The sequence below is a fragment of the Methylobacterium haplocladii genome, assembly GCF_007992175.1.
Taxonomy (GTDB): domain Bacteria; phylum Pseudomonadota; class Alphaproteobacteria; order Rhizobiales; family Beijerinckiaceae; genus Methylobacterium; species Methylobacterium haplocladii.
In genome coordinates, this window is the sequence record NZ_BJZT01000007.1 from 52932 (window position 1) to 72115 (window position 19184).

At 69.0% G+C, this 19184-nt stretch carries 18 protein-coding genes; 9 read left to right on the forward strand and 9 right to left on the reverse strand.

Annotation, left to right across the window (positions count from 1 at the left end):
- Positions 1–243: 243 nt before the first annotated feature.
- A complete protein-coding gene (locus tag MHA02_RS22000) occupies positions 244–402 on the forward strand; it encodes a hypothetical protein (RefSeq protein WP_170249014.1) in 159 nt (52 codons plus the stop codon).
- A gap of 163 nt (positions 403–565) precedes the next feature.
- Here the strand turns inward: MHA02_RS22000 and holA are convergent, their stop codons facing one another.
- On the reverse strand, positions 566–1597 hold the full coding sequence (gene holA, locus MHA02_RS04440; RefSeq protein ID WP_147076915.1) for a DNA polymerase III subunit delta: 1032 nt from the start codon (positions 1595–1597) through the stop codon (positions 566–568).
- 203 nt (positions 1598–1800) lie between these two features.
- The gene (locus MHA02_RS04445) at positions 1801–3279 is read right to left on the reverse strand and encodes an MFS transporter (protein WP_147076917.1); all 1479 of its coding nucleotides are present in this window, start codon (positions 3277–3279) and stop codon (positions 1801–1803) included.
- A gap of 118 nt (positions 3280–3397) precedes the next feature.
- On the opposite strand from MHA02_RS04445, the gene MHA02_RS04450 reads away from it, so the two are divergent.
- Positions 3398–3700 carry a hypothetical protein gene (locus tag MHA02_RS04450; protein WP_147076920.1) on the forward strand — a complete coding sequence of 101 codons (303 nt, stop codon included), beginning with the start codon at positions 3398–3400 and terminating at the stop codon, positions 3698–3700.
- Here MHA02_RS04450 and MHA02_RS04455 read toward each other — a convergent pair.
- The 4 genes from MHA02_RS04455 to MHA02_RS04470 all read right to left on the reverse strand — a co-directional run bounded on the left by MHA02_RS04455 (position 3684) and on the right by MHA02_RS04470 (position 8223).
- Entirely contained in the window at positions 3684–4796 is a 1113-nt protein-coding gene (locus tag MHA02_RS04455) for an ABC transporter permease (protein ID WP_147076922.1), read from the reverse strand. The two genes, MHA02_RS04450 and MHA02_RS04455, sit on opposite strands and share 17 nt — an antisense overlap.
- 202 nt (positions 4797–4998) lie before the next feature.
- Positions 4999–5922, reverse strand: coding sequence for an ABC transporter permease (locus MHA02_RS04460; RefSeq protein ID WP_147076924.1), 924 nt, complete (start codon positions 5920–5922; stop codon positions 4999–5001).
- 135 nt (positions 5923–6057) lie between these two features.
- On the reverse strand, positions 6058–7656 hold the full coding sequence (locus tag MHA02_RS04465) for a peptide ABC transporter substrate-binding protein (protein WP_147076926.1): 1599 nt from the start codon (positions 7654–7656) through the stop codon (positions 6058–6060).
- Between the two features lie 129 nt (positions 7657–7785).
- Positions 7786–8223 (reverse strand): GlcG/HbpS family heme-binding protein, encoded by a 438-nt coding sequence (locus MHA02_RS04470; RefSeq protein WP_147076928.1) that lies wholly within the window; start codon positions 8221–8223, stop codon positions 7786–7788.
- A gap of 139 nt (positions 8224–8362) precedes the next feature.
- On the opposite strand from MHA02_RS04470, the gene MHA02_RS04475 reads away from it, so the two are divergent.
- On the forward strand, positions 8363–9085 hold the full coding sequence (locus MHA02_RS04475; protein ID WP_147076930.1) for a dihydrofolate reductase family protein: 723 nt from the start codon (positions 8363–8365) through the stop codon (positions 9083–9085).
- 178 nt (positions 9086–9263) lie between these two features.
- Here the strand turns inward: MHA02_RS04475 and MHA02_RS04480 are convergent, their stop codons facing one another.
- Both MHA02_RS04480 and MHA02_RS04485 read right to left on the reverse strand, forming a co-directional pair.
- Positions 9264–9761, reverse strand: coding sequence for a hypothetical protein (locus MHA02_RS04480; RefSeq protein ID WP_147076932.1), 498 nt, complete (start codon positions 9759–9761; stop codon positions 9264–9266).
- 63 nt (positions 9762–9824) lie between these two features.
- Positions 9825–11735, reverse strand: a complete 1911-nt coding sequence (locus MHA02_RS04485; RefSeq protein WP_147076934.1) for an ABCB family ABC transporter ATP-binding protein/permease — start codon at positions 11733–11735, stop codon at positions 9825–9827.
- A 356-nt stretch (positions 11736–12091) separates the two neighbouring features.
- Between MHA02_RS04485 and MHA02_RS22005 the strand changes: the two genes are divergently transcribed.
- The 4 genes from MHA02_RS22005 (at position 12092) to MHA02_RS04505 (ending at position 16640) form a co-directional block, all read left to right on the forward strand.
- Positions 12092–14902 (forward strand): aq_1923 C-terminal domain, encoded by a 2811-nt coding sequence (locus MHA02_RS22005; protein ID WP_170249015.1) that lies wholly within the window; start codon positions 12092–12094, stop codon positions 14900–14902.
- An 81-nt stretch (positions 14903–14983) separates the two neighbouring features.
- Positions 14984–15460, forward strand: coding sequence for a hypothetical protein (locus MHA02_RS04495; protein WP_147076936.1), 477 nt, complete (start codon positions 14984–14986; stop codon positions 15458–15460).
- Positions 15461–15660: 200 nt separating this feature from the next.
- Positions 15661–16074, forward strand: coding sequence for a DUF1236 domain-containing protein (locus tag MHA02_RS04500; RefSeq protein ID WP_147076938.1), 414 nt, complete (start codon positions 15661–15663; stop codon positions 16072–16074).
- Between the two features lie 293 nt (positions 16075–16367).
- Positions 16368–16640: a hypothetical protein gene (locus tag MHA02_RS04505; RefSeq protein ID WP_147076940.1), complete on the forward strand. Its 273-nt coding sequence runs from the start codon at positions 16368–16370 to the stop codon at positions 16638–16640.
- 19 nt (positions 16641–16659) lie between these two features.
- Here the strand turns inward: MHA02_RS04505 and MHA02_RS04510 are convergent, their stop codons facing one another.
- On the reverse strand, positions 16660–17178 hold the full coding sequence (locus tag MHA02_RS04510; RefSeq protein WP_147076942.1) for a TspO/MBR family protein: 519 nt from the start codon (positions 17176–17178) through the stop codon (positions 16660–16662).
- Between the two features lie 198 nt (positions 17179–17376).
- Between MHA02_RS04510 and MHA02_RS04515 the strand changes: the two genes are divergently transcribed.
- Together MHA02_RS04515 and MHA02_RS04520 are read left to right on the forward strand one after the other, a co-directional pair.
- On the forward strand, positions 17377–18588 hold the full coding sequence (locus MHA02_RS04515; protein WP_147076944.1) for a trans-sulfuration enzyme family protein: 1212 nt from the start codon (positions 17377–17379) through the stop codon (positions 18586–18588).
- Between the two features lie 62 nt (positions 18589–18650).
- Positions 18651–19097: a hypothetical protein gene (locus tag MHA02_RS04520; RefSeq protein ID WP_147076946.1), complete on the forward strand. Its 447-nt coding sequence runs from the start codon at positions 18651–18653 to the stop codon at positions 19095–19097.
- The last annotated feature ends 87 nt before the right edge of the window (positions 19098–19184 follow it).

Genomic DNA, 19184 nt, shown 5'->3' on the forward strand with positions numbered 1-19184 from the left:
CCGATCGATCCCGCCTTCGGCCGAGGCCGTCATCGCGAAGATCCGGCCGCGCAACATGTGTCGGCATCAAGACCCGAGCCCATTCCTGGCACCGTCGTTGCATTAACGAATTCTGAACGGTTCCCCTTGCCTTCCCAACCAGCGCCTCCGCGAGCTGCGGCAGGCACGCTCGGCGTGTCGAAGGCAGGACCCGTTTCCCGGTCAATGACGACCGTGGTCTCATTGACGAGACGGAGACGATGCATGGGCGTTTTGGCGATCGGGGTCGGTGCGGCTTTGTGCGGGAGCGGAGCCGTGGCGCATTTCCGCGAGAGGACCCCGCGAAACGAGATGCTGTTGGCCCTGGGCGGCTTCTGCTTCCTGCTCGCCGGACTGTTCGTCACCCGCTCCGGGCATTTCTGAGAGCCGAACCCTCACGGTGCCCGCTTCAGCCCCGGCACCGAAGCCGCCAGCCTGTCCTTGGTCGATCGTCGTGGCGGTCTGGTCGGCACTATCTCCGTCATCGCGCGCACTACAGGCGAGGCAATTCGGGGCCGAACCTGAAACGCCGGAGAGTTAGTGCTGGCTAAGCTGCCCGCCGCGCTGCAGCCCCGGCGATGCGCAGCAGCGCGGCCGAGGCGTGGGCATGGGCGAGACCGGCCTCGGCCCGGCGGCAGGCCAGCACCGCCTCCTGCAAAGCTGCCACGGCTTGGCGCAGGCCGGCGGGAGACCAGCGGGCGAACTGGGTCTCGATGATCGCCTTGCGGCGGAAATGCAGGCCGCGCCAGTTGGCGACGAGACTGCCCGGGGTGCCGCCGGGGTCGTCGAGGCGGGCGGCGAGCAGGGCCAGCGCGTGCCGGAGTGCCGCGCCGAGCATCACCGACGCGTCTAGACCCTCCTGGCGGAAGCGCCGCGATTCACGCTCGGCCTCCGCCATCCGGCCGGCGAAGGCGGCGTCGATCAGCGTGTTGAGCACGCTCGCGCCGACATCGCTGACGATGGCCTCAACGTCCTCGATCTCGACCCGCTCGCGGCCGGCCGCGTAGAGCGCGAGCTTCTCGATCTCCGACAGGCTGGCGCGGCGGTCGGCGCCGAGGCTGGTGGCGAGGAGTTCGCGGGCATCGCGATCGATGCCGAGGCCGCGCTCGCGCAGGGTCGCCTCGATGAGCTCGGCGAGGGCGCGTGGGTCGTCGGCGTAGCAGGGGATGGCGAGGGCGCGGGACGACTTTTCGCAGAGCGTACGCAGCGGCGAGGACTTTGCCAGATCGCCCCCCTCGACCACGATGCGGGCGCCCTCCGGCTCGCTCTTGAGCACGGCGTCGACGGCGGGGGCGTAGTTGCGGCTTCCCGACCGCACCCAGATCGTGCGGCTTCCGCCGAACAGGCCGATGGTGCCGGCTTCGTCGACGAGACGGCCCGGATCGGAGGCGAGGGTGTCGCCGTCGAGCTTCACCATCGCGAACGGGTCGTCGGGGTCGGCGCCCATGCCCTTGACCAGCTTGGCGGCGCGCTCGGCCACCAGGCCGGTATCGGGGCCGTAGACGAGGACGACGAGGATGCGCGGCTCGGGGCCTCGCCGCAGCAGGCCCTCGATGTCGCCGGGACGGACGGCGGTCATGCGACGCCTCCGTCATGGCGAGCCGCAGGCGAAGCCATCCAGGGCCATCGCGCAAACGTCGCGATTGCGGCCCTGGATGGCTTCGCTTCGCTCGCAATGACGCCGGCGGGGTCGATGACAGGCAGTCCCAAACGCATCGACCCGTCACCTCGTCCGCATCGCCTACCGCTCGATAGCAGGGTTCCGGGCCGACAGGCAGACCGTCAGGCAGCCGCGAGCGGCCTCGAGACGTCCTCCAGCGAACGGCCTTCGGCCGCCGTCCCCCAGATCCACCCCACCACGGAGGCCACCGCCATGAGCGCGGCGCCGATGAGGTACCCGACCAGCACCCAATCGCGAGAGCCGCTCTCCACGAGAGCGCCGAACAGCAGCGGACCGGACACGCCGCCGATGCCGGTGCCGATGGCGTAGAAGGTGGCGATGGCGAGCGCCCGGATCTCCAGCGGGAAGGTCTCGGCCACCGTGAGGTAAGCCGAACTCGCCGCGGCGGACGCAAAGAAGAACACCACCATCCACACTGCCGTCTGGCCGACGGGCCCGAACACCTCGATCTTGAACAGGTAGCCCGCGACGGCGAGGAGCACCGCCGAAATACCGTAGGTGAAGGCGATCATCGGACGCCGGCCGACGGTGTCGAACAGCCGCCCGAGCAGCAGCGGGCCCATGAAGGAGCCAAGGGCGAAGGGCAGCAGGTACCAGCCGACCTTGTCGCCGGGCACGCCGTAGAAGCGCTCCAGCACCAGAGCGTAGGTGAAGAACAGGGCGTTGTAGAAGAAGGCCTGCGCGATCATCAGGGCGAGGCCGACGAAGGTCTGCGTCCGGCTCGTCACCAGCATGGCCGAGGCGACCTCGGAAAGCGGCGTGTGGCTGCGCGTCTTCACCTTCATCCGCTTCTTCGGATCGACCGGCGGCAGGGTGATGCCCTCGTCGGTGAAGCGCTTCTCGATGCCCGAGACCACGCGGTCGGCCTCCGCCGTGTAGCCGTGGGTGGCGAGCCAGCGCGGGCTCTCGGGGATCCAGCTTCGCAGGAACAGGATGACGAGGCCGATTCCGCCGCCGACGAAGAAGGCGATGCGCCAGCCATAGACTGGGTCGACCCATTCCGGCTTCAGCACGGCGATGGAGAGGAAGGAGCCCAGCGCCGCGCCGATCCAGAACGAGCCGTTGATGACGAGGTCGGTCCAGCCGCGCACGCGGGCCGGGACCAGCTCCTGGATCGTCGAGTTGATCGCGGTGTACTCGCCGCCGATCCCCGCCCCCGTCAGGAAGCGAAACACGCAAAAACTCCAGATGTCCCAGGACAGGCCGGAGGCGGCCGTCGCCACGAGGTAGAGGGCCAGCGTGATGAAGAAGAGCTTCTTCCGGCCGATCCGGTCTGTGAGCCAGCCGAAGCCGAGCGCGCCGACGACGGCGCCGACGAGGTAGGAACTCGCCGCCAACCCGACATCGAATTCCGAAAAGGACATCGGCGCCTTGCGGAGCGCCCCGACGAGGGAGCCCGCCAGCGTCACCTCGAGCCCATCGAGCACCCAGGTGATGCCGAGTGCAATAATGACGAGGACGTGGAAGCGGCCCCAGGGCAGTCGGTCGAGCCGGGCGGCGATATCGGTGTCGATCACGGTGCCCATCGGCACGCGCTCGGGCGCCGTGGCCCCGGATTGGCCTTCGACCTTGCTCGCCATGACGCCTCGTTAACTTTGCTTGAAGACAGTTGTGGGAACGCACGGCGAATCGATTCGGACTCATCGGGTCGGAAAGGCGCGTGACGGCTCAATGGCTCGTCTCACGGGCCATGCCACCATGTCAGCCACCCTTCGCATCACCACCCTGCTTCTGGCCGCGGGCTTGACCGGAGCCATGGGGATCACCGCCGCTCCTCCGAAGGCCGCGGACGGTACGCTGGGCCGTGACCGCGCGGTCGTCGACCTCTCCGGTGCCGAGCGCTGGGCGCTACGCCCCACCAGGGTCACCGCCGCCGCAAACCTGACGCAGCGGCCGGGCTCCAAGACGATCGCGCTCTCGGATCTCCCGACCGAGCGGCGCACGGTGCGGGTGATCTACCAGGGCTACATGACGGCGGAGGCCATCAGCGCGGCTCGCTGAGGCGTGGATCGAGCGCATCGGCAAGCCCATCGCCCAGCAGGTTCAGGCTGACGAGGCTCACCACCAGAAGGCCAGCCGGAGCGGCGAGCATCCAGGGCGCGGATTCCAGTGCCCGCGAGCCTTCCGCGATCAGCACACCCCACGAAGTCGCCGGCTCCTGCACGCCGAGACCGAGGAACGACAGGAAACTCTCCAGCAGGATGACGCGCGGCACCAGCAGCGTCGCGGCCACCACGATCGGTCCCAACGTGTTCGGGACGATGTGGCGGGCGAGGATGGCCGGCGTGGTCAGGCCCAGCGCCTGTGCCGCGCGGACGAAATCGCGGCTCTTGAGGCTCATCGTCTGGGTACGGACGATGCGGGCCATGTCGAGCCACTCCACCGCCGCCACCGCCACCAGTACCAGCCAGAGGCCGGCGCGAAAGAACACCAGCAGCACGATCACGAAGAACACGAAGGGCAGGGCGTAGAGGATGTCGACCACGCGCATCATCAGCGCATCGACTGCCCCGCCGAGCATCCCCGACACCGCTCCATAGGTGACGCCGACGAGCAGCGCGGCGAGGGTCGCCGTCAGGCCGATCAGCAGCGAGATGCGGCCCGCCACGAGGCAGCGGGTGAGGAGGTCTCGCCCGAGGACGTCGGTGCCGAGCAGGAAATGCAGTTTCTGGACGCGTGCCTCGACGACGAGCCGGCGTCCGTCTTCCGAGCGTTCCAGGATGGTCGGCGGCCCGAACAGGTCGGAGCGGGGCAGGTAGCTCAGGCTGCGCTCGTCGATTCTTTGTGAGGCTGTGAGCGCGAGGCGAACGATACCGTCCCGTTCCGAAAAATCCTCGACGGTCAGTCGCATGCGGAAGGCGAGCCGGTCGATCGCCGGCCGCACCGTCTCGGGCCGCGGATGAGCCTCGAAGCCGGGCGCGGTCCGCACGAGATCCGGATAGATCCGCTCCGGCGTGTGGCCCGTCATGAACGGACCGAGCAGGCAGGCGAGGGCCACCGCAACGAGCGTGAGAAGCGCTGCGAAGGCCGGGCGGTTGCGGATCAGGCGTCGGCGGGCGAGGCCGGCGAGCGATGTAGCCGGGGTAGCGGTGCTCATCGGACCGGAATGTTCCACGTGAAACATTCGCGGCCGTGGCGGCTCTCCGGCTCGGTTCGCTCATGCTGACGTGCCCGCGCAGCTGGCCTCGAAGGAGGCCTCCAGCCAGCCGCGCGATCCCTTGGGGCCGCCTGCGAGGCGTTCTCGTCGCTGCGACACCTCAGGAAGCGGGGGCTTGTTTGGAGAGCCGTCCCACCAGCTGTCATGCCCCGAGCCTCAGCCGCGGGTCCAAGACGGCCGCCAGCAGATCCGCAACGAGGTTGAACGCCACCACCATCACCGCGACGAGCACCACGGTCCCCATCACCAACGTGTAGTCCCGGTTCAGCGCCCCATCGACGAAGTAGCGCCCGATCCCCGGTAGCCCGAAGATGGTCTCGACGATGACGGAGCCGGTCAGCAGGGCTGCCGCCACCGGGCCGAGGGTCGAGAGTACCGGGAGCAGCGCCCCGCGCAGGGCCTGCAGGGCGACGCGCCAGGGAGGCAGACCCATGGCGCGGAGCGTGCGGATATGCGGCTGCGTCAGCACCTCGTTGAGGGCCGAGCGCGTGAGCCGGGCAATGGCGGCGATCTGCGGCAGCGCCAGGGTGATCACCGGCAGCACCAGGTTTCTGGGGTTGCCGCCGTCCCAGCCGCCGACCGGGAGCCAGGCGAGGCTGAGCCCGAAGACGATCTGCAGCAACGGGGCCGTGACGAAGGTCGGAACGGCGAGGCCGAGAGAGGCGCCGATCCCGACGAGGCGGTCCGCCATGCGTCCGCGCCGGAAGGCGGCAAGGGTGCCGAAGCCCAGCCCCAGCAAGAGGGCCAGCGCCAAGGCGAGGCTTCCGAGCGTCGCCGAAACCGGCAGGCCGCGGGCAAAGAGATCATTCACGGTGAGGTCGCGAAACGAGAAGGACGGCCCGAGATCGCCTTTGGCCAGCGAGAGCAGGTACCGGCCGTATTGCACGATCAGCGGCTGATCGAGCCCGTAGAGCCGCTTGAGGTTCTCCATCGCTGCCGGCGGCAGCGGCCGTTCCAGATCGAACGGGCCGCCGGGGGCGAGCCGGATCAGGAAGAAGCTCAGCGTCACCACGACGAAGAGGGTCGGAATGGCCTGAAGCAGCCGGCGGAGGGCGTAGGCGATCATCGGCCGGGATGTCCCGCACACACACCGTCATTGCGAGCCGCAGGCGAAGCAATCCAGGACCAACAGGCCGACGTCACACACGCGGCCCTGGATTGCTTCGCTGCGCTCGCAATGACGGCGTTGGACATTACTCACCTACGACAGCGACAGAAAGCGCGTCGGCGCAACGTTGCGCAGGTTCGGGTGGACGCCATGCAGCCGGGGCGAGACCAGCGCTTTCGAGCGGTAGTGCAGCACCGGGATCCAAGGCAGTTCGTTCACCACGATGGTTTCCGCCTCGAACAGGAGACCGGCGCGCCGGGCGACGTCGCGCTCGGAGGCAGCCTTAACCAGCAATCCATCGAATGTCGGGCTCGACCACTTCCCGGCGTTGAACCCGTCATTGCCGGTCTTCAGCAGAAACAAGAAGTTCTGCGGGTCGGCATAATCGGCGTACCAGGAGTAGCGGGCGAGGTCGAAATCGCCGCCGTCCCGCAGGTAGGCGAAGTGGGTCTTGGCGTCCGTGTTGACGAGCCGGGTCTCGATGCCGAGGCCGCGCCACATGTCGGCCAGCGCCACCGCCGTGTTGCGGTTGTTGTCGGTCGTGTTGAAGCGGTACTCGATTGTGAGCGGTGTCTTGCCGGACCCGTATCCGGCCTCCGCCAGCAGCGCCCGCGCCTGCTCCTCGCGGTCGATCGGCAGGATCTCGCGGCCCGGCAGTTCCGGTGGATCGCGGTAGTTGTCGAGGCCCGGCGGGCAGAGCGAGTAGGCCGGCCCCATGGTCTCGCCCCAGACGGCCTGGGCTAGGAATTCGCGGTCGATCATCAGCGACAGCGCGCGGCGGATGCGGACGTCGTCGAACGGTTTCTTCCGCACATTCACCGCGATCGCCATCAATCCCAGCACCGGGCTGAGCTGGACCTGATCGCCGAAGCGCCGCCGCAGCGACACCATCTGGTCGGCCGGAAGGTCCGACAGGGAATCGACCTCGCCGGCCGCGTAGCGCCGCACGGCGGCCGAGAGATCCGGCGTCGGGATAAAGGCGACGGTCTCGATCGGGATCGCGGCGCTGTCGCGAAAATGCGGGTTCTTCGTCAGCGTGATGCGGTCGTTCGGCACCATGTCGACGAGGGCGTAGGAGCCGTTCGAGACGAGCCGGCCGGGCCGGGTGAAGGCGTCGCCGTATTGCGCGATCGAGGGCCGGTGCACCGGCAGCGAGGTCTGGTGCGTCAGGAGTTCGAGCAGGTAGGGCACCGGCTCGGCGAGGACGATCACCACGGTCCGCGGATCCGGCGCGGTCACGCCGAGCGTCTCCGGCGCCGCCTCCCCGCGGTTCACCGCGGCGGCGCCCCGGATCGGATAGAGCACCTCGGCATATTTCGCCGCCGTCTTCGGATCGAGAATGCGGCGCAGGCCGAACACGAAGTCTTCGGCCGTGACCGGATCGCCGTTCGACCAGCGCCCGTCGGAGCGTAGGGTGAACGTGTAGGTCAGGCGGTCGTCCGAGACGATCCAGCTCTCGGCCGCACCCGGGATGATCGTGCCATAGTTGTCGTAGGTGAGAAGCCCCTCGTAGAGGTCGCGCAGGATATGCGCTTCGGCCACCGTCGAGGCCTTGTGCGGATCGAGCGTCTCCGGATCGGCATCGTTGCCGCGCCGGTAGTTTTTGGTGCTAGCCTGCGCGGGTTGCCCCAGGGACAGGCCGAGCCCCAGCGCCGCACTGCCCTTGAGCCAGGAGCGCCGGGCGATCGTCATGGGCGCCCGGCTCGCGCCTCGCCCGTCATTGCGAGCGCAGCGAAGCAATCCAGGGCCAACGCGCCGACGTCACGGGTGTGGCCCTGGATTGCGTCGCCTCCGGCTCGCAATGACGGATGGGTCATTCTGTCAGGCCCCGGTCTCCGCGCGAAAGCCCGCGGCCTCGATACCGGCCACCGCGCAGATCTCGTCGTTGTCCGAAGTGTCGCCGGAGATGCCGACCGCGCCCAGCAGGCGGCCCTCGACGTCACGGATCAGCACGCCGCCGGGCACCGGCACCAACGCATCCGGCCCGACGAGATGGCTCACCGCCGCCACGAATTCTGGCTGGGCCTCGGCCCGCTTGGCGATGGCCCGCGAGCCGAGGCCGAGCGCCAGCGCGCCATTGGCCTTGCCCCGCGCGATCTCGGCGCGGCGCAGCGAGGTGCCGTCCTCGGCCGCGAGGCTCTTGAGGGCGCCACGGGCGTCGTAGACCACCACGCAAAGCGGCTTCAGGTCGCGCTCACGCGCGGTCTGAAGCGCTGTGGCAACGAGGGTCTGTGCCGCGGAGAGCGTCAGGTCGGGCATCGGACTTCCTCGATCGGTAACGTGGCAAAGGCCAACGTCGATAGCGCGCGGATGGGCAGGGTTGCAAACACGCGCCCTGGCCGTCGCGTGCGCGCAATCTAGTTGCCGCCACCGACTCCACTTCCGGAAGAGGTCCCGCATGACGACGACCGAGCGTCCCCACGTCATCTGTCACATGACGAGTTCGGTGGATGGCCGCATCAAGACGCGGCGCTGGACGACTCTCGACGCCGACGACCACTACGAGACCATCCACGAGCGCCTCGACGGCGACGCCTGGATGTGCGGCCGCATCACCATGCAGGGCTATGCCGACAGCGCGAAGCCGCTGTCCGAACAGCCCGACGCCAGCGAGGCCATCGACCGCTCCGACCACATCGCACGGACCGACGCCGCCGCCTACGCGATCGCGCTGGACGCCCACGGCCGCCTCGACTGGGGTGCCCGCAACGACATCGAGGGCGACCACGTCGTCGTCGTGCTCACCGCCGCCGTTTCGGACGACCACCTGCGGCGGCTGCGTGCGGGAGGCCAGTCCTACATCATAGCCGGCGAAACAACTGTCGACTTCCCGCTGGCCCTCCGGAAGCTGCGCCAGCATTTCGGCATCGCGCGGCTGCTGGTGGAAGGCGGCGGGCGCATCAACGGCTCGATGCTGAAGGCCGGCGTGGTGGACGAGCTGAGCCTTCTCGTCGCGCCGGCCGTCGATGGGCTCATCGGCACTCCGGCCCTGTTCGACGTCGAGGGGGGTGAGGACGAGAGTCTGGCATCCAAGTGCCGGCTGACATTGACGGGTTGCGAGCAACTCGACGGCGGGACCGTGTGGCTGCGCTATGGGATCAGTACCGTCGAGGCATCGTAAGGCTCAAAGGCAGGACCGTTCGAATGGAACGGTCCTGCCACCACCGGCGCCTCGCCGGTGGCAGCCCATCAGCGAGTGTCGCGTTCCAGGATCGGCCGTAGCCATGCTTCGAGGCCCGCTGGCGTGGGCAACGCAGGATGAGGGGCGTCGTGGCTGCCAAGGAGCGGCAGCGCGATCGTCACTGTCCCGCTAGACAGGTCTGCACCACCTCGCGGTACCCCGCTTCGCCCACATCGCTGCGCTGGAGCCGCACCGTCTTCGGGCCTGCCTGCAACTGCACCTCGCTCGCCCCCCAGATCGCCTTCCAGACCTCGCCGCCCTTCTCCAGGGCGACGGCGGTGACGTCCCAGTTGAAGGTGTAGTCGGAGAGGGCGACCTTCGAGACCTGCAGGCCGAAGCTCGCGCCGCCGGCGGCGACGCTGCCCTTGCCGTTCGCCTTGGCGAAGACGGCGGCGGCCTGCTTGGCGTCGAGGTTATGCACCGTCGCAAAAAAGTCGCCGGGGGCGGCACAGCCGATCTCGGCGATCAGGCATTCGAGCGCATTGTCCTCGTCGCAGAGCGAATCGTACACGACGATCTTGGCCGCGGCGTCGTCCTTGACGATGCGGCTGCGCGGCGCGGCTTCCCCCGCGACGGGGGCGAGGCAGAGCAGAACGACGACGAGCCGCTGGATCACGCTGGCGATCTCCCGGCGGCTTTTTTGCAAGGTGCCGCCGGGACTTCGATACCGCGAAGATGGTTAAGGGGCCGCAACCTCGAGCTCGCGTTCGTCCGCGTCGGTCTCCTCCACCCGGGCCAGCGCCTCGCGCGCCGCATCCTCCTGGCGCTGGCGGTTCCAAAGGGCGGCGTAGACGCCGTTGCGGGCCAGCAGCGTGGTGTGGTCGCCGCGCTCGACGATGCGGCCGTGGTCGAGCACCAGGATCGCGTCGGCGTTCACCACCGTCGAGAGCCGGTGGGCGATCACCAGCGTGGTGCGGCCCTGGCTGACCCGGTCGAGGGCCGTCTGGATGTCGCGCTCGGTGAAGCTGTCGAGGGCCGAGGTCGCCTCGTCGAGGACGAGGATCGGCGGGCCTTTCAGGATGGTGCGGGCGATGGCGACGCGTTGCTTCTCGCCGCCGGACAGCTTCAGCCCGCGCTCGCCCACCGGGGTGTCGTAGCCTTCGGGCAGGCTCTCGATGAAGCGGTCGATCTGGGCGGAGCGGGCGGCCTCGCGCACCTCCGCCTCGGAGGCCTCCCAGCGGCCGTAGCGGATGTTGTAGCCGATGGTGTCGTTGAACAGCACGGTGTCCTGCGGGACCATGCCGATGGCCGCGCGCAGCGCATCCTGGCGGATCGCGGAGATGTCCTGGCCGTCGATGAGGATGCGGCCGCCCTGCGGCTCGTAGAACCGGAACAGCAGGCGCGAGAGCGTCGACTTGCCGGCGCCGGAAGGGCCGACGATGGCCACCGTCTGCCCGGCCGGCACCTCGAACGACACGCCCTTGAGGATCGGCCGGCTGGGGATGTAGGCGAAGCGCACGTCCTCGAAGCGCACCGTTCCGCGCGGGACCCGGAGCGGGGGGGCGCCGGGCTTGTCCGCGATCTCGGGGTTCTGGTCGAGGATGCGGAACATGTCGTCGATGTCGATCAGCGCCTGTTTGATCTCGCGGTAGATCATGCCCATGAAGTTGAGCGGCATCGCGAGCTGCACCAGCATCGTGTTGACGAGCACGAAGCCGCCGATGGTGGCGCGCCCGGCCATGATGTCGGTGGCGGCGAGCCACATCACGCAGGTCATGCCGAGGGTGAAGATCACCGCCTGACCGGCATTGAGCACGGCGAGCGAGACGTAGGTCTGCGTCGAGGCCTTTTCGTACTTGGCCATCGAGCCGTCGTAGCGCTCGGTCTCGCGGGACTCGGCGCCGAAGTACTTCACGGTTTCGTAGTTCAGGAGTGAGTCGACGGCCTTGGAGTTGGCGTCGGTGTCGGACGCGTTCATCCGCTTGCGGATGGCGATCCGCCACTCCGTCGCCTTCCAGGTGTAGCCGAGATAGGCGGCGATGGTGACGGCGACGATCGCCGAATAGTGCCAGTTGAACTCCCAGGTGAGCAGGCCGAGCACAAGCGCCAGCTCGATGATCGTCGGCACCAGCGTCAGCACCATCAGGCGCGACAGCTCCTCGATCCCCGAGCGCCCGCGCTCCAGCACGCGGGTGAGGCCGCCGGTCTTCCGTTCGAGGTGGAAGCGCAGGGAGAGCCGGTGCATGTGCGCGAAGGTGCGGAGCGCGAGGCGCCGCACGGCATGCATCGCGACCTTGGCGAAGACGCCGTCGCGGATCTGCGTCAGCGCCGCCATGGCGATGCGCGAGAAGCCGTAGAGGGCGATCATCGCCACCGGGATCGCCCAGATCCCCGTCGGGATTTTTTCCGCGTGCGCGCCCTGGGGGGCGCCCACCGCCGCCACGAGGGCGTCCGTCGCCCATTTGAAGGTGAACGGCATCACCATCGTCAGGCTCTTGACGACGAGGATCAGGCCGAAGGCGAGAAAGATCCGGCGCTGCAGATCGGGCCGGCCGGCCGGCCAGAGATGCGGCCAGAGCTTCTTGTAGGTGGCCAGGAGGCCGGGGCGCTGCGGCGCGCCCTCCGCCGCGGGGGCGGGTTGGGTTGTCATGCGGGAGGTTTTTCTTACGCGGAGGGTGACCGGGCGGCATATAGGGACATCGCCGCGCCGAAGCACCTGCTGCCATCGCAGACCGAGTCCGCGCGGGGCTTCGGCCGCGCGTCGCGGACAGGCGGCTTCCGATCCGGCCTCATAATTTCTGCCGATACAGACAAGTTCCTGAAGCAATTTGGGACGTACGGACAAGCCGCCGGCCGGACGGTCCGCCTCCGCCCATGCATAAGTACAGTTCGCCATTGTCCCGCTTCGCGAATCGGTGACCTCTGGCGGCCGGAGCGGTCGGGATCGTTCCGCGGGAACGGCTTGGTTCCGACATGGGCCGCCGGCGACGTGCGGCCTCCTTCTTGATGAGTGTCACGGTGCTGAAGCTCGCTCCCCTGCTCCTCACGTTCTTCCTCGTGCTTCAGCCGGCCTTCGCCCAGGCGCAGGGCCTGACGCTGAACCGCATCAAGTCGCTGCTGGTGGAGGCGGGCTTCAAGGACGCGCGGGTCGAGGACAGCCTCGTCCTCGTCGACGGGCTCGGCCGCTTCGACAGCCAGGCCGCGGTCGGGCTGGCCGAGGACAAGTCGACCTTCATGATCTCGACCAATTGGGACATTCCGGCCGAGAAGCAGAAGGCCATCCCCGCCCTCAAGATGCTGACGGCCAACAGCTACGGCTATTTCGTGTTCGCGCTCGTCGGCGACGAAGGCGAGCTCTCGCTCAACATCGAGGCGACCTACGACAGTTCGCTGATCTCCAAGACGATGCTGCGCAAGGCCATCGAACAGTTCGTCGAGACCGTCGACGGCAACGAGGAGATCTGGAACACCGACAAGTGGGTCGCGGAGGGCAAGGGCGCCAAGCCCGAGCCGGCGAAGCCGGCCGTGGCGAAACCTCAGCCCCCGGCGGCCCTGGCGCAATCGGTGGCGGCGGCCGTGGCCGCGGTGGCCAGGCCCCTGGCCATGCCGCGCCTGCTGTTCGCGTCGCGGAAAGCCAATGGCTTCGGAGACGTCGCGCCGCGGCCCTCCGCCGCCTTCCCGCAGGGCGACACGCTGCTGGTCTATCTCGAGGCGGCTGGCCTAAGCGTCGCCCCGGGCGAAGGCGGCAAGAACCGCGTCGGCATCGCCGTCGACTACGAGGTTCGGACCTGGGCGCGCCAGAGCGTCTACGCCCGCAAGACCGATCTCGACCAGACCGTCCCGGTCGAAGGGGCCGAACAGCCGCCGCTCTACGTGACGAGCGCCATGGCGTTTCGCGATCTGGCGCCGGGCTCCTACGTTCTGACCTTCTACCTCCGGGACACGCTCAACGGCCGCACGACGCAGGGCGACCTCCCGTTCACGGTGGTGCCGGCCGCGGCGCCGCGGGCCGAGACGCCGGCTGCCGCTGCGCCCGCCGTCCCCCCGGCCTCGGCGCCCCCGCCCGTGGCGGCGATCCCGCCCGCCGCACCGAAGCCCGCCCCCCGTCCCGCCGCCCCGCCGGCTAAGCCCGTCATCTCCGCGCTCGGCAGCGACGGCCTGCTGGCGCTCGGCCTGCGCGCCGGCCGCGACGGCAAGATCTACGCGGCGCCGCGCATCGAGGTCCGCGGAACCGCCATGTCGGCCGACGATCTCGCCAAGCTGCTCGATCCCGCGACGGCGGCCAAGCCCTGGGAGCGCCTCGTCGCGATCACGGCGCGCGAGATCACCGTCCCGGAGATCCGGATCGAAACCGCCGCCGATCTCGGGGCCGAGACCGTCGTGCTGCGCGACGTGCGCGTCATCGACGTGGCGCAGGGCCGGTTCGGCTCCGTCACCGTCGGTGGCGGAGATTTCTCGAAACCCGGCGAGGTCGGCGGCAAGATCGGCAGCTTCACGCGGCTCGACGTCGCCGCCCTGGATCTGGCGCTGCTGGCATCCCTGGAGGAGCCGGCCAAAGAGGCTGCCGGCGAGGCGAAGCCGGTCTACCGCAGCTTCGCGATCGAGGGGCTCTCAATCCCGGGCGTCGCTCCCGGGGATGTCACCCGGATCGCCCGGATCGCCAGCCGCGACGTGCGGGTCCGCCCCCTCGCGCAAGGCTGGCGCGGCTTCGGCCAGCAGATCAAGCCTCTCGGCGACGACGATGCCCCGGCGCAGACCCGCATCGCCGCGCTCGCGCCGATGGCGGACCTCCTCGATGCATTCGAGCCCGGCAGCCTCGACGTCACCGGCATCGAGGTCGTGACCAGCGTGCCGACTGCCAGCTCGGTTCGCATCGCCCGCATGGGGTTCACCACGGACCGCGACGGGCCGGGCGAGGTCCGGGCCGACGGATTGACGGTGGTCTCGCCGGAGGGGCAGGTGCGCCTCTCCTCCTTCGCGGTCGAGGGCATCTCGCTGCGCTCCGCCATCGCCGGGATGCGGACCGTCGCGTCCCAGGGCTCGACCGAGCTCGGGCCGGCGGACATCCGCCGCCTGGTTCCGCAGATCCGTGCGATCCGCTTCGGCGGCACCGACGTGGATGTGACGCAGGACGGGGACGGCCCCCTGCGCTTCTCGATCGGCGCGGTCGAACTGGAGACGGCCGACCCGGTTGACGGCGTCCCGACCGGCCTGCGCTTCGCGATCAACAACTTCGTCGCCCCGATCGCGGCGGCGCAGAGCCTCGATGCCACGGGCCAGGTGGGAGCACTCGGCTACACCACCCTCGGACTGACGGGGCGGCTCGATCTCGGCTGGAACGAGGCGGCCCGGCAGGTCGTGCTGAAGGAGCTCTCGATCGACGGAGCCGGCATGGGCACCGTCACCGCCCGCGGCGTCGTGGCGAACGTCTCGAAGGACGTATTCAGCCCCAACCCCTCCCTCGCCACCGTCGCGGCGCTCGGCACGGCCATCGAATCCCTCGATATCGATATCGAGGACCACGGCCTGCTGCAGCGCGCCCTCGCCGCCAAGGCCGCACAGGGCGGCGGGACCGTCGATTCCGCACGGACGGAGGTCGCGGCCATGGCGACGCTCGGGGTGCCGGCCCTGCTCGGCGACGCACCGGACGGCAAGACTCTCGGTCAGGCGCTGGGCCGGTTCATTGCCGCGCCCGGCCGGCTTCACATCGGCATCAAGGCGAAGCAGCCGCCGGGCCTCGGCATCGCCGATTTTCAAACCGTGTCAAACCCGGCCGCGTTCTTCGACAAGGTGCAGGTGGTGGCGGAGCCACGCTGAGCAGGTTCCGGACAGGACGAACTAGCCGGCAGAGACGCGCTGTCTCGCGGCATCCAAAGACGCAGGGGCCCGAGCTTCGTGATGAAAGCCGCAAAAATCCTGTTGGTGCTCGGCGCGCTCGCCGCCCCGGCCCCGGCGACCGCCGAGAGCCTGACCCTCAACCGCGTCAAATCCCTTCTCGGAGAGATGGGTTTCAAGCCCAAGCCGACCGAGGACGAGGCACTGACGCTCGAAGGCTTGGGCAGCCGCGGGGCCAACCTCTTCTTCAGGCTGTCGAAGAACGGCACGGCGCTGACGATCTACAAGGCTTGGCCGATCTCTGCGGATAAGCAGGACGTTATCCCGGGCATCGCGATGCTGAAGGCGAACAACGGCCACCCGTTCAGCTTTGCCCTGTTCGGCGAGCCGGGAGAGCGCGCCTTCGACATCGAGAAGACCGTGGACGGCGCCCTCGTTTCGAAGGCCATGCTGCGCAAGTCGATCGACCAGATGCTCGAGATGATCGACAGCAACGAAGCGCTTTGGGACACCGATAGCTGGCCGATCAAAGCGAAGTAATCGTGCGCCGGGTTCCAAGCGCGGGGTCGAACAGCTGCGATTGGGAGGACGAGCGGAAGGATCTTCGCAGCCGCGCGGCGGCTTGGAGAAAGCGCGGCCCTTCTCGATGTTTCGATGCATCCCTTTCCGAGGTGACGACGTTACCGGGCCACGTCCGTATCGCTACTGCGGTGCGGAATCACCGAAACGGAGTTGCTTCCATGACGCTCAAGACCCTTCTCGCCGTATCCGCCTTCGCCCTCGCGCTGCCGATGGCCGCGCAGGCCCAGGGCACCGTCCGTGGTGCGGAGCGCGGCGCCCAGGAGGGCGGCGATGCGGCTGGTCCGATCGGTGCGATCGTCGGTGGGGCCGTCGGCGCCGCGACGGGCACCGTCGGTGGCATCCTCGGCGTCGAGGATCGTCCGCGCTTCCGCTCCTACGTCCGCGAGCGGAACGTCCGCTCCTACGATTACGACGGCCGCGTCGCCGTCGGTTCGGCGCTGCCGAGCGCCGGCGTGACCTATTACGACGTCCCGAGCGAGTACAGCGTCGCCCGCGGCACCCGCTACACCGTGGTCAACGACACCCCGGTGCTCGTCGACAGCCGTGGCCACATCGTCGAAGTGCTCAACTGAGCCTTTCGATTTCGGCGGCTCGTTCGAAGCCTGCCCGAGACGGCCCCGGCGCCCAGCGCCGGGGCCGTTTTGTTGAATCGCTGCTGTTTTCGTCCACTGGTCGACAGTTTTCGGGTATTGCTGCGCAACGCTTGAGCGCCTCGCCCGTTAAGAGGCTCGAAGGACGCGCTGTGCAGGTTCAGCCGCAGTGTCCCGCGGTTTTGCGTCGAGAACCTGCGTCCGACCACCAGTCCGAACACGTTCGTGCCGGCTTGCCGAGGCGGGCTCATTCGGCGATCCGAGGCGCACCCGTCATGACCAGCGACGACGACACCAAGCTCCCGGAGCCGGTCCGCGACCATCTCGGCCAGCAGCTCCGCACGATCTACACGGTCGGCGAGGACAAGCCGCAGTTCCTCGGTGACGAGGCCGGCGTGCCCGAGGAATTCGCCCCGCAGATCGAGCGGCTCGAAACCCGCCTCAAGACCCACGAGGAGGGCACCGAGGCGGTCGAGCAGGCGCTCGACAAGATCCTCGACGCGTTCGGCGTCGTCGGAGAAACCAAGGCGCCGGGCCGGGCGGTCTGAGATCCGGCCTCGTGCGCGATCAATTCAGCTGCCAGATCGCGGCATTGAGCAGCGTCGCGAAGGCGACCCAGGCGGCATAGGGCACGAGCAGCCCGGCCGCGGCACGATCGAAGCGCCAGGACAGGCGGATCGTCCAGAGAATCATCACCAGCATTGCGAGCGAGACCACGAGCCCGGCCCCGATCGCGTGCGCGGCGAAGAAGACCGGCGTCCAGGCGGCGTTGAGCGCGAGCTGCGCCAGGAAGGCGGCGAGCGCCAGCCACCAGGCCCGGCCCGTCGGCCCCGCCACCGGCCGCGCTCCGAGCAGCCGCCAGAGCGAGACCGCGATCATCGTGTAGAGGATGGTCCAGGCGACCGGGAATGCCCAGTTCGGCGGGTTGAAGCTCGGCTTCCGGATCACCGCGTACCAGCCCTCGATATTCGACCCGGTGGAGAGCGAGCCGACCGCCGTGGCGAGGGCCACCGGAAGGATCGCGGCCGCGATCCGGGGAAGCGTGGGCAGCACGGGGCGCGCGGGCACCGCGAGGTGGTCGGTCATGGGTGTTCGTGGTCCTCAGAGCATCATGCGGGAACGTGGAATCCGGCTTCCCGACAACATCGTGCGGTAACACGGAGCTATCGGGTGCTGCCGTTTCGGCGAAAGAGCAGTGTCCGATCAAGGATCGTGGCCGTTGCACCGGCGGGCCGCATCGCCCAAGGCAGTGGCTCGTCGTGAGACAACGCCCGGAGAGACATCATGCCTCCCAACTCGCAGCCGCCCGATCCGGATGCAGCGGAGCCGGGCGACGAGCCGGCTGCTCCTTACGCGAAGCGGACGCTCGCCGCACAGGCCATGGGGCAGATCGACCCGGTGACGAAGGCGGTGGTCCCACCGATCCACGTCTCCACCACGTTCCAGCGAGACCCGGACAACGCCTACACCTCCGGCTTCGCCTACGGCCGCGCCGACAACGCCACCGTGCGCGAGGCCGAGAGCGTCATGGCGATGCTGGAGGAGGCCGAGGGGGCGTTGCTGTTCGGCTCCGGCATGGCGGCGGCGGCGGCGGTGTTCTGCGCCCTCGAGCCGGGCGACCACATCATCGCACCCCGGGTGATGTACTGGGGCCTGCGGCGCTGGCTGCAGCAGGAGGGTCCACGCCTGCAACTGTCCGTCGATTTCGTCGATACGGAAACGCCGGAACGGCTCCGTGCGGCCATGCGGCCGGGTGCGACGAAGCTCGTCTGGATCGAATCGCCCGGCAACCCGCTCTGGACGGTCACAGACATCGCGGCGTCGGCCGAGATCGCCCATGCGGGGGGCGCCCGCCTCGCCGTCGATTCGACGGCAGCCTCGCCGATCCACACCCGGCCGCTCGGGCTCGGGGCGGACATCGTCATGCACTCGGCCACCAAGGTCCTGAACGGCCATTCGGACGTCATCGCCGGCGTGCTGGCCGTGCGGCAGGCGGATGCGTTCTGGGAGCGGATCACCGCGATCCGCGCCGGCTGGGGGGCGATCCTCGGTCCGTTCGAGGCCTATCTGCTGATGCGCTCGCTCCGCACGCTGCATCTGCGCGCGAGCGCGCAGGCCACCGGCGCTGCGGTGCTGGCCGAGCGCCTCTCCGGCCATCCGCTGGTGAGCGGCGTGCTCTATCCGGGCCTGGCCGGACATCCCGGCCACGCCATCGCCGCCCGGCAGATGGAGAACGGCTTCGGCTTCATGCTCTCGATCCGGGTGACGGGTGGGGAGGAGGCCGCCATCGCCACGGCGGCCCACGTCAGGCTCTGGAAGCGCGCGACCTCGCTCGGCGGCGTCGAGAGCCTGATCGAGCACCGCGCCTCGGTGGAGGGGCCGGGTACGCCCTGCCCGCCGGACCTGCTGCGGCTCTCCACCGGCATCGAGGACCCGGGCGACCTGTTCGACGATCTCGATCAGGCCCTGCGGGCAGCGCATGATAGAGCGCGGTAACCGGCACCGTATCGTTTTCGGTTTCCGCGCGTTGTCCGGCCAAATCCACTGGAGCCGAGACGATGCGACACCCGATTCCGATGCTCTGCACTGCGCTCGGTCTGACCTTGCTGGCCGGTTCCGCCCTCGCCGAAGGGCCGCCGGATCTCGACGTCGAAAAGACCTGCCGCTCGTCGGGGCGGGTCCAGGTCGGCTTGAGCGAGAAGGAGAGCCAGGACGGCTGCCTGCGCTCGGAGCGCGCGGCCCATGACGAGCTGAAGAAGCGCTGGAGCGAGTTCAGCCTCGACGCCAAGGCGCAATGCTCGAAGCAATCCGAGGCCGGCGGCTTCCCCTCCTACGTCGAGACCGTGACCTGCCTCGAACTCGCTACCGGGACCGTCCCGGCCCAGACGAACGGCGGCGACCCCGCGCCGAAAGGTGCCGCGACCGGAGGCGAAAAAGGAAGCCCGCTCACTGCGGAGCCCTCGCCCAAGGAGCGCACCAACCCGATCGACGTGCTCAACAAGTAGCTGCGAGGCGACGGGCTTTTCCCCCAGAAGGGCTACGGCCTGTACGGATCCGATCCACCATCCCGCCCGCACCTCACGGCGAGAGTG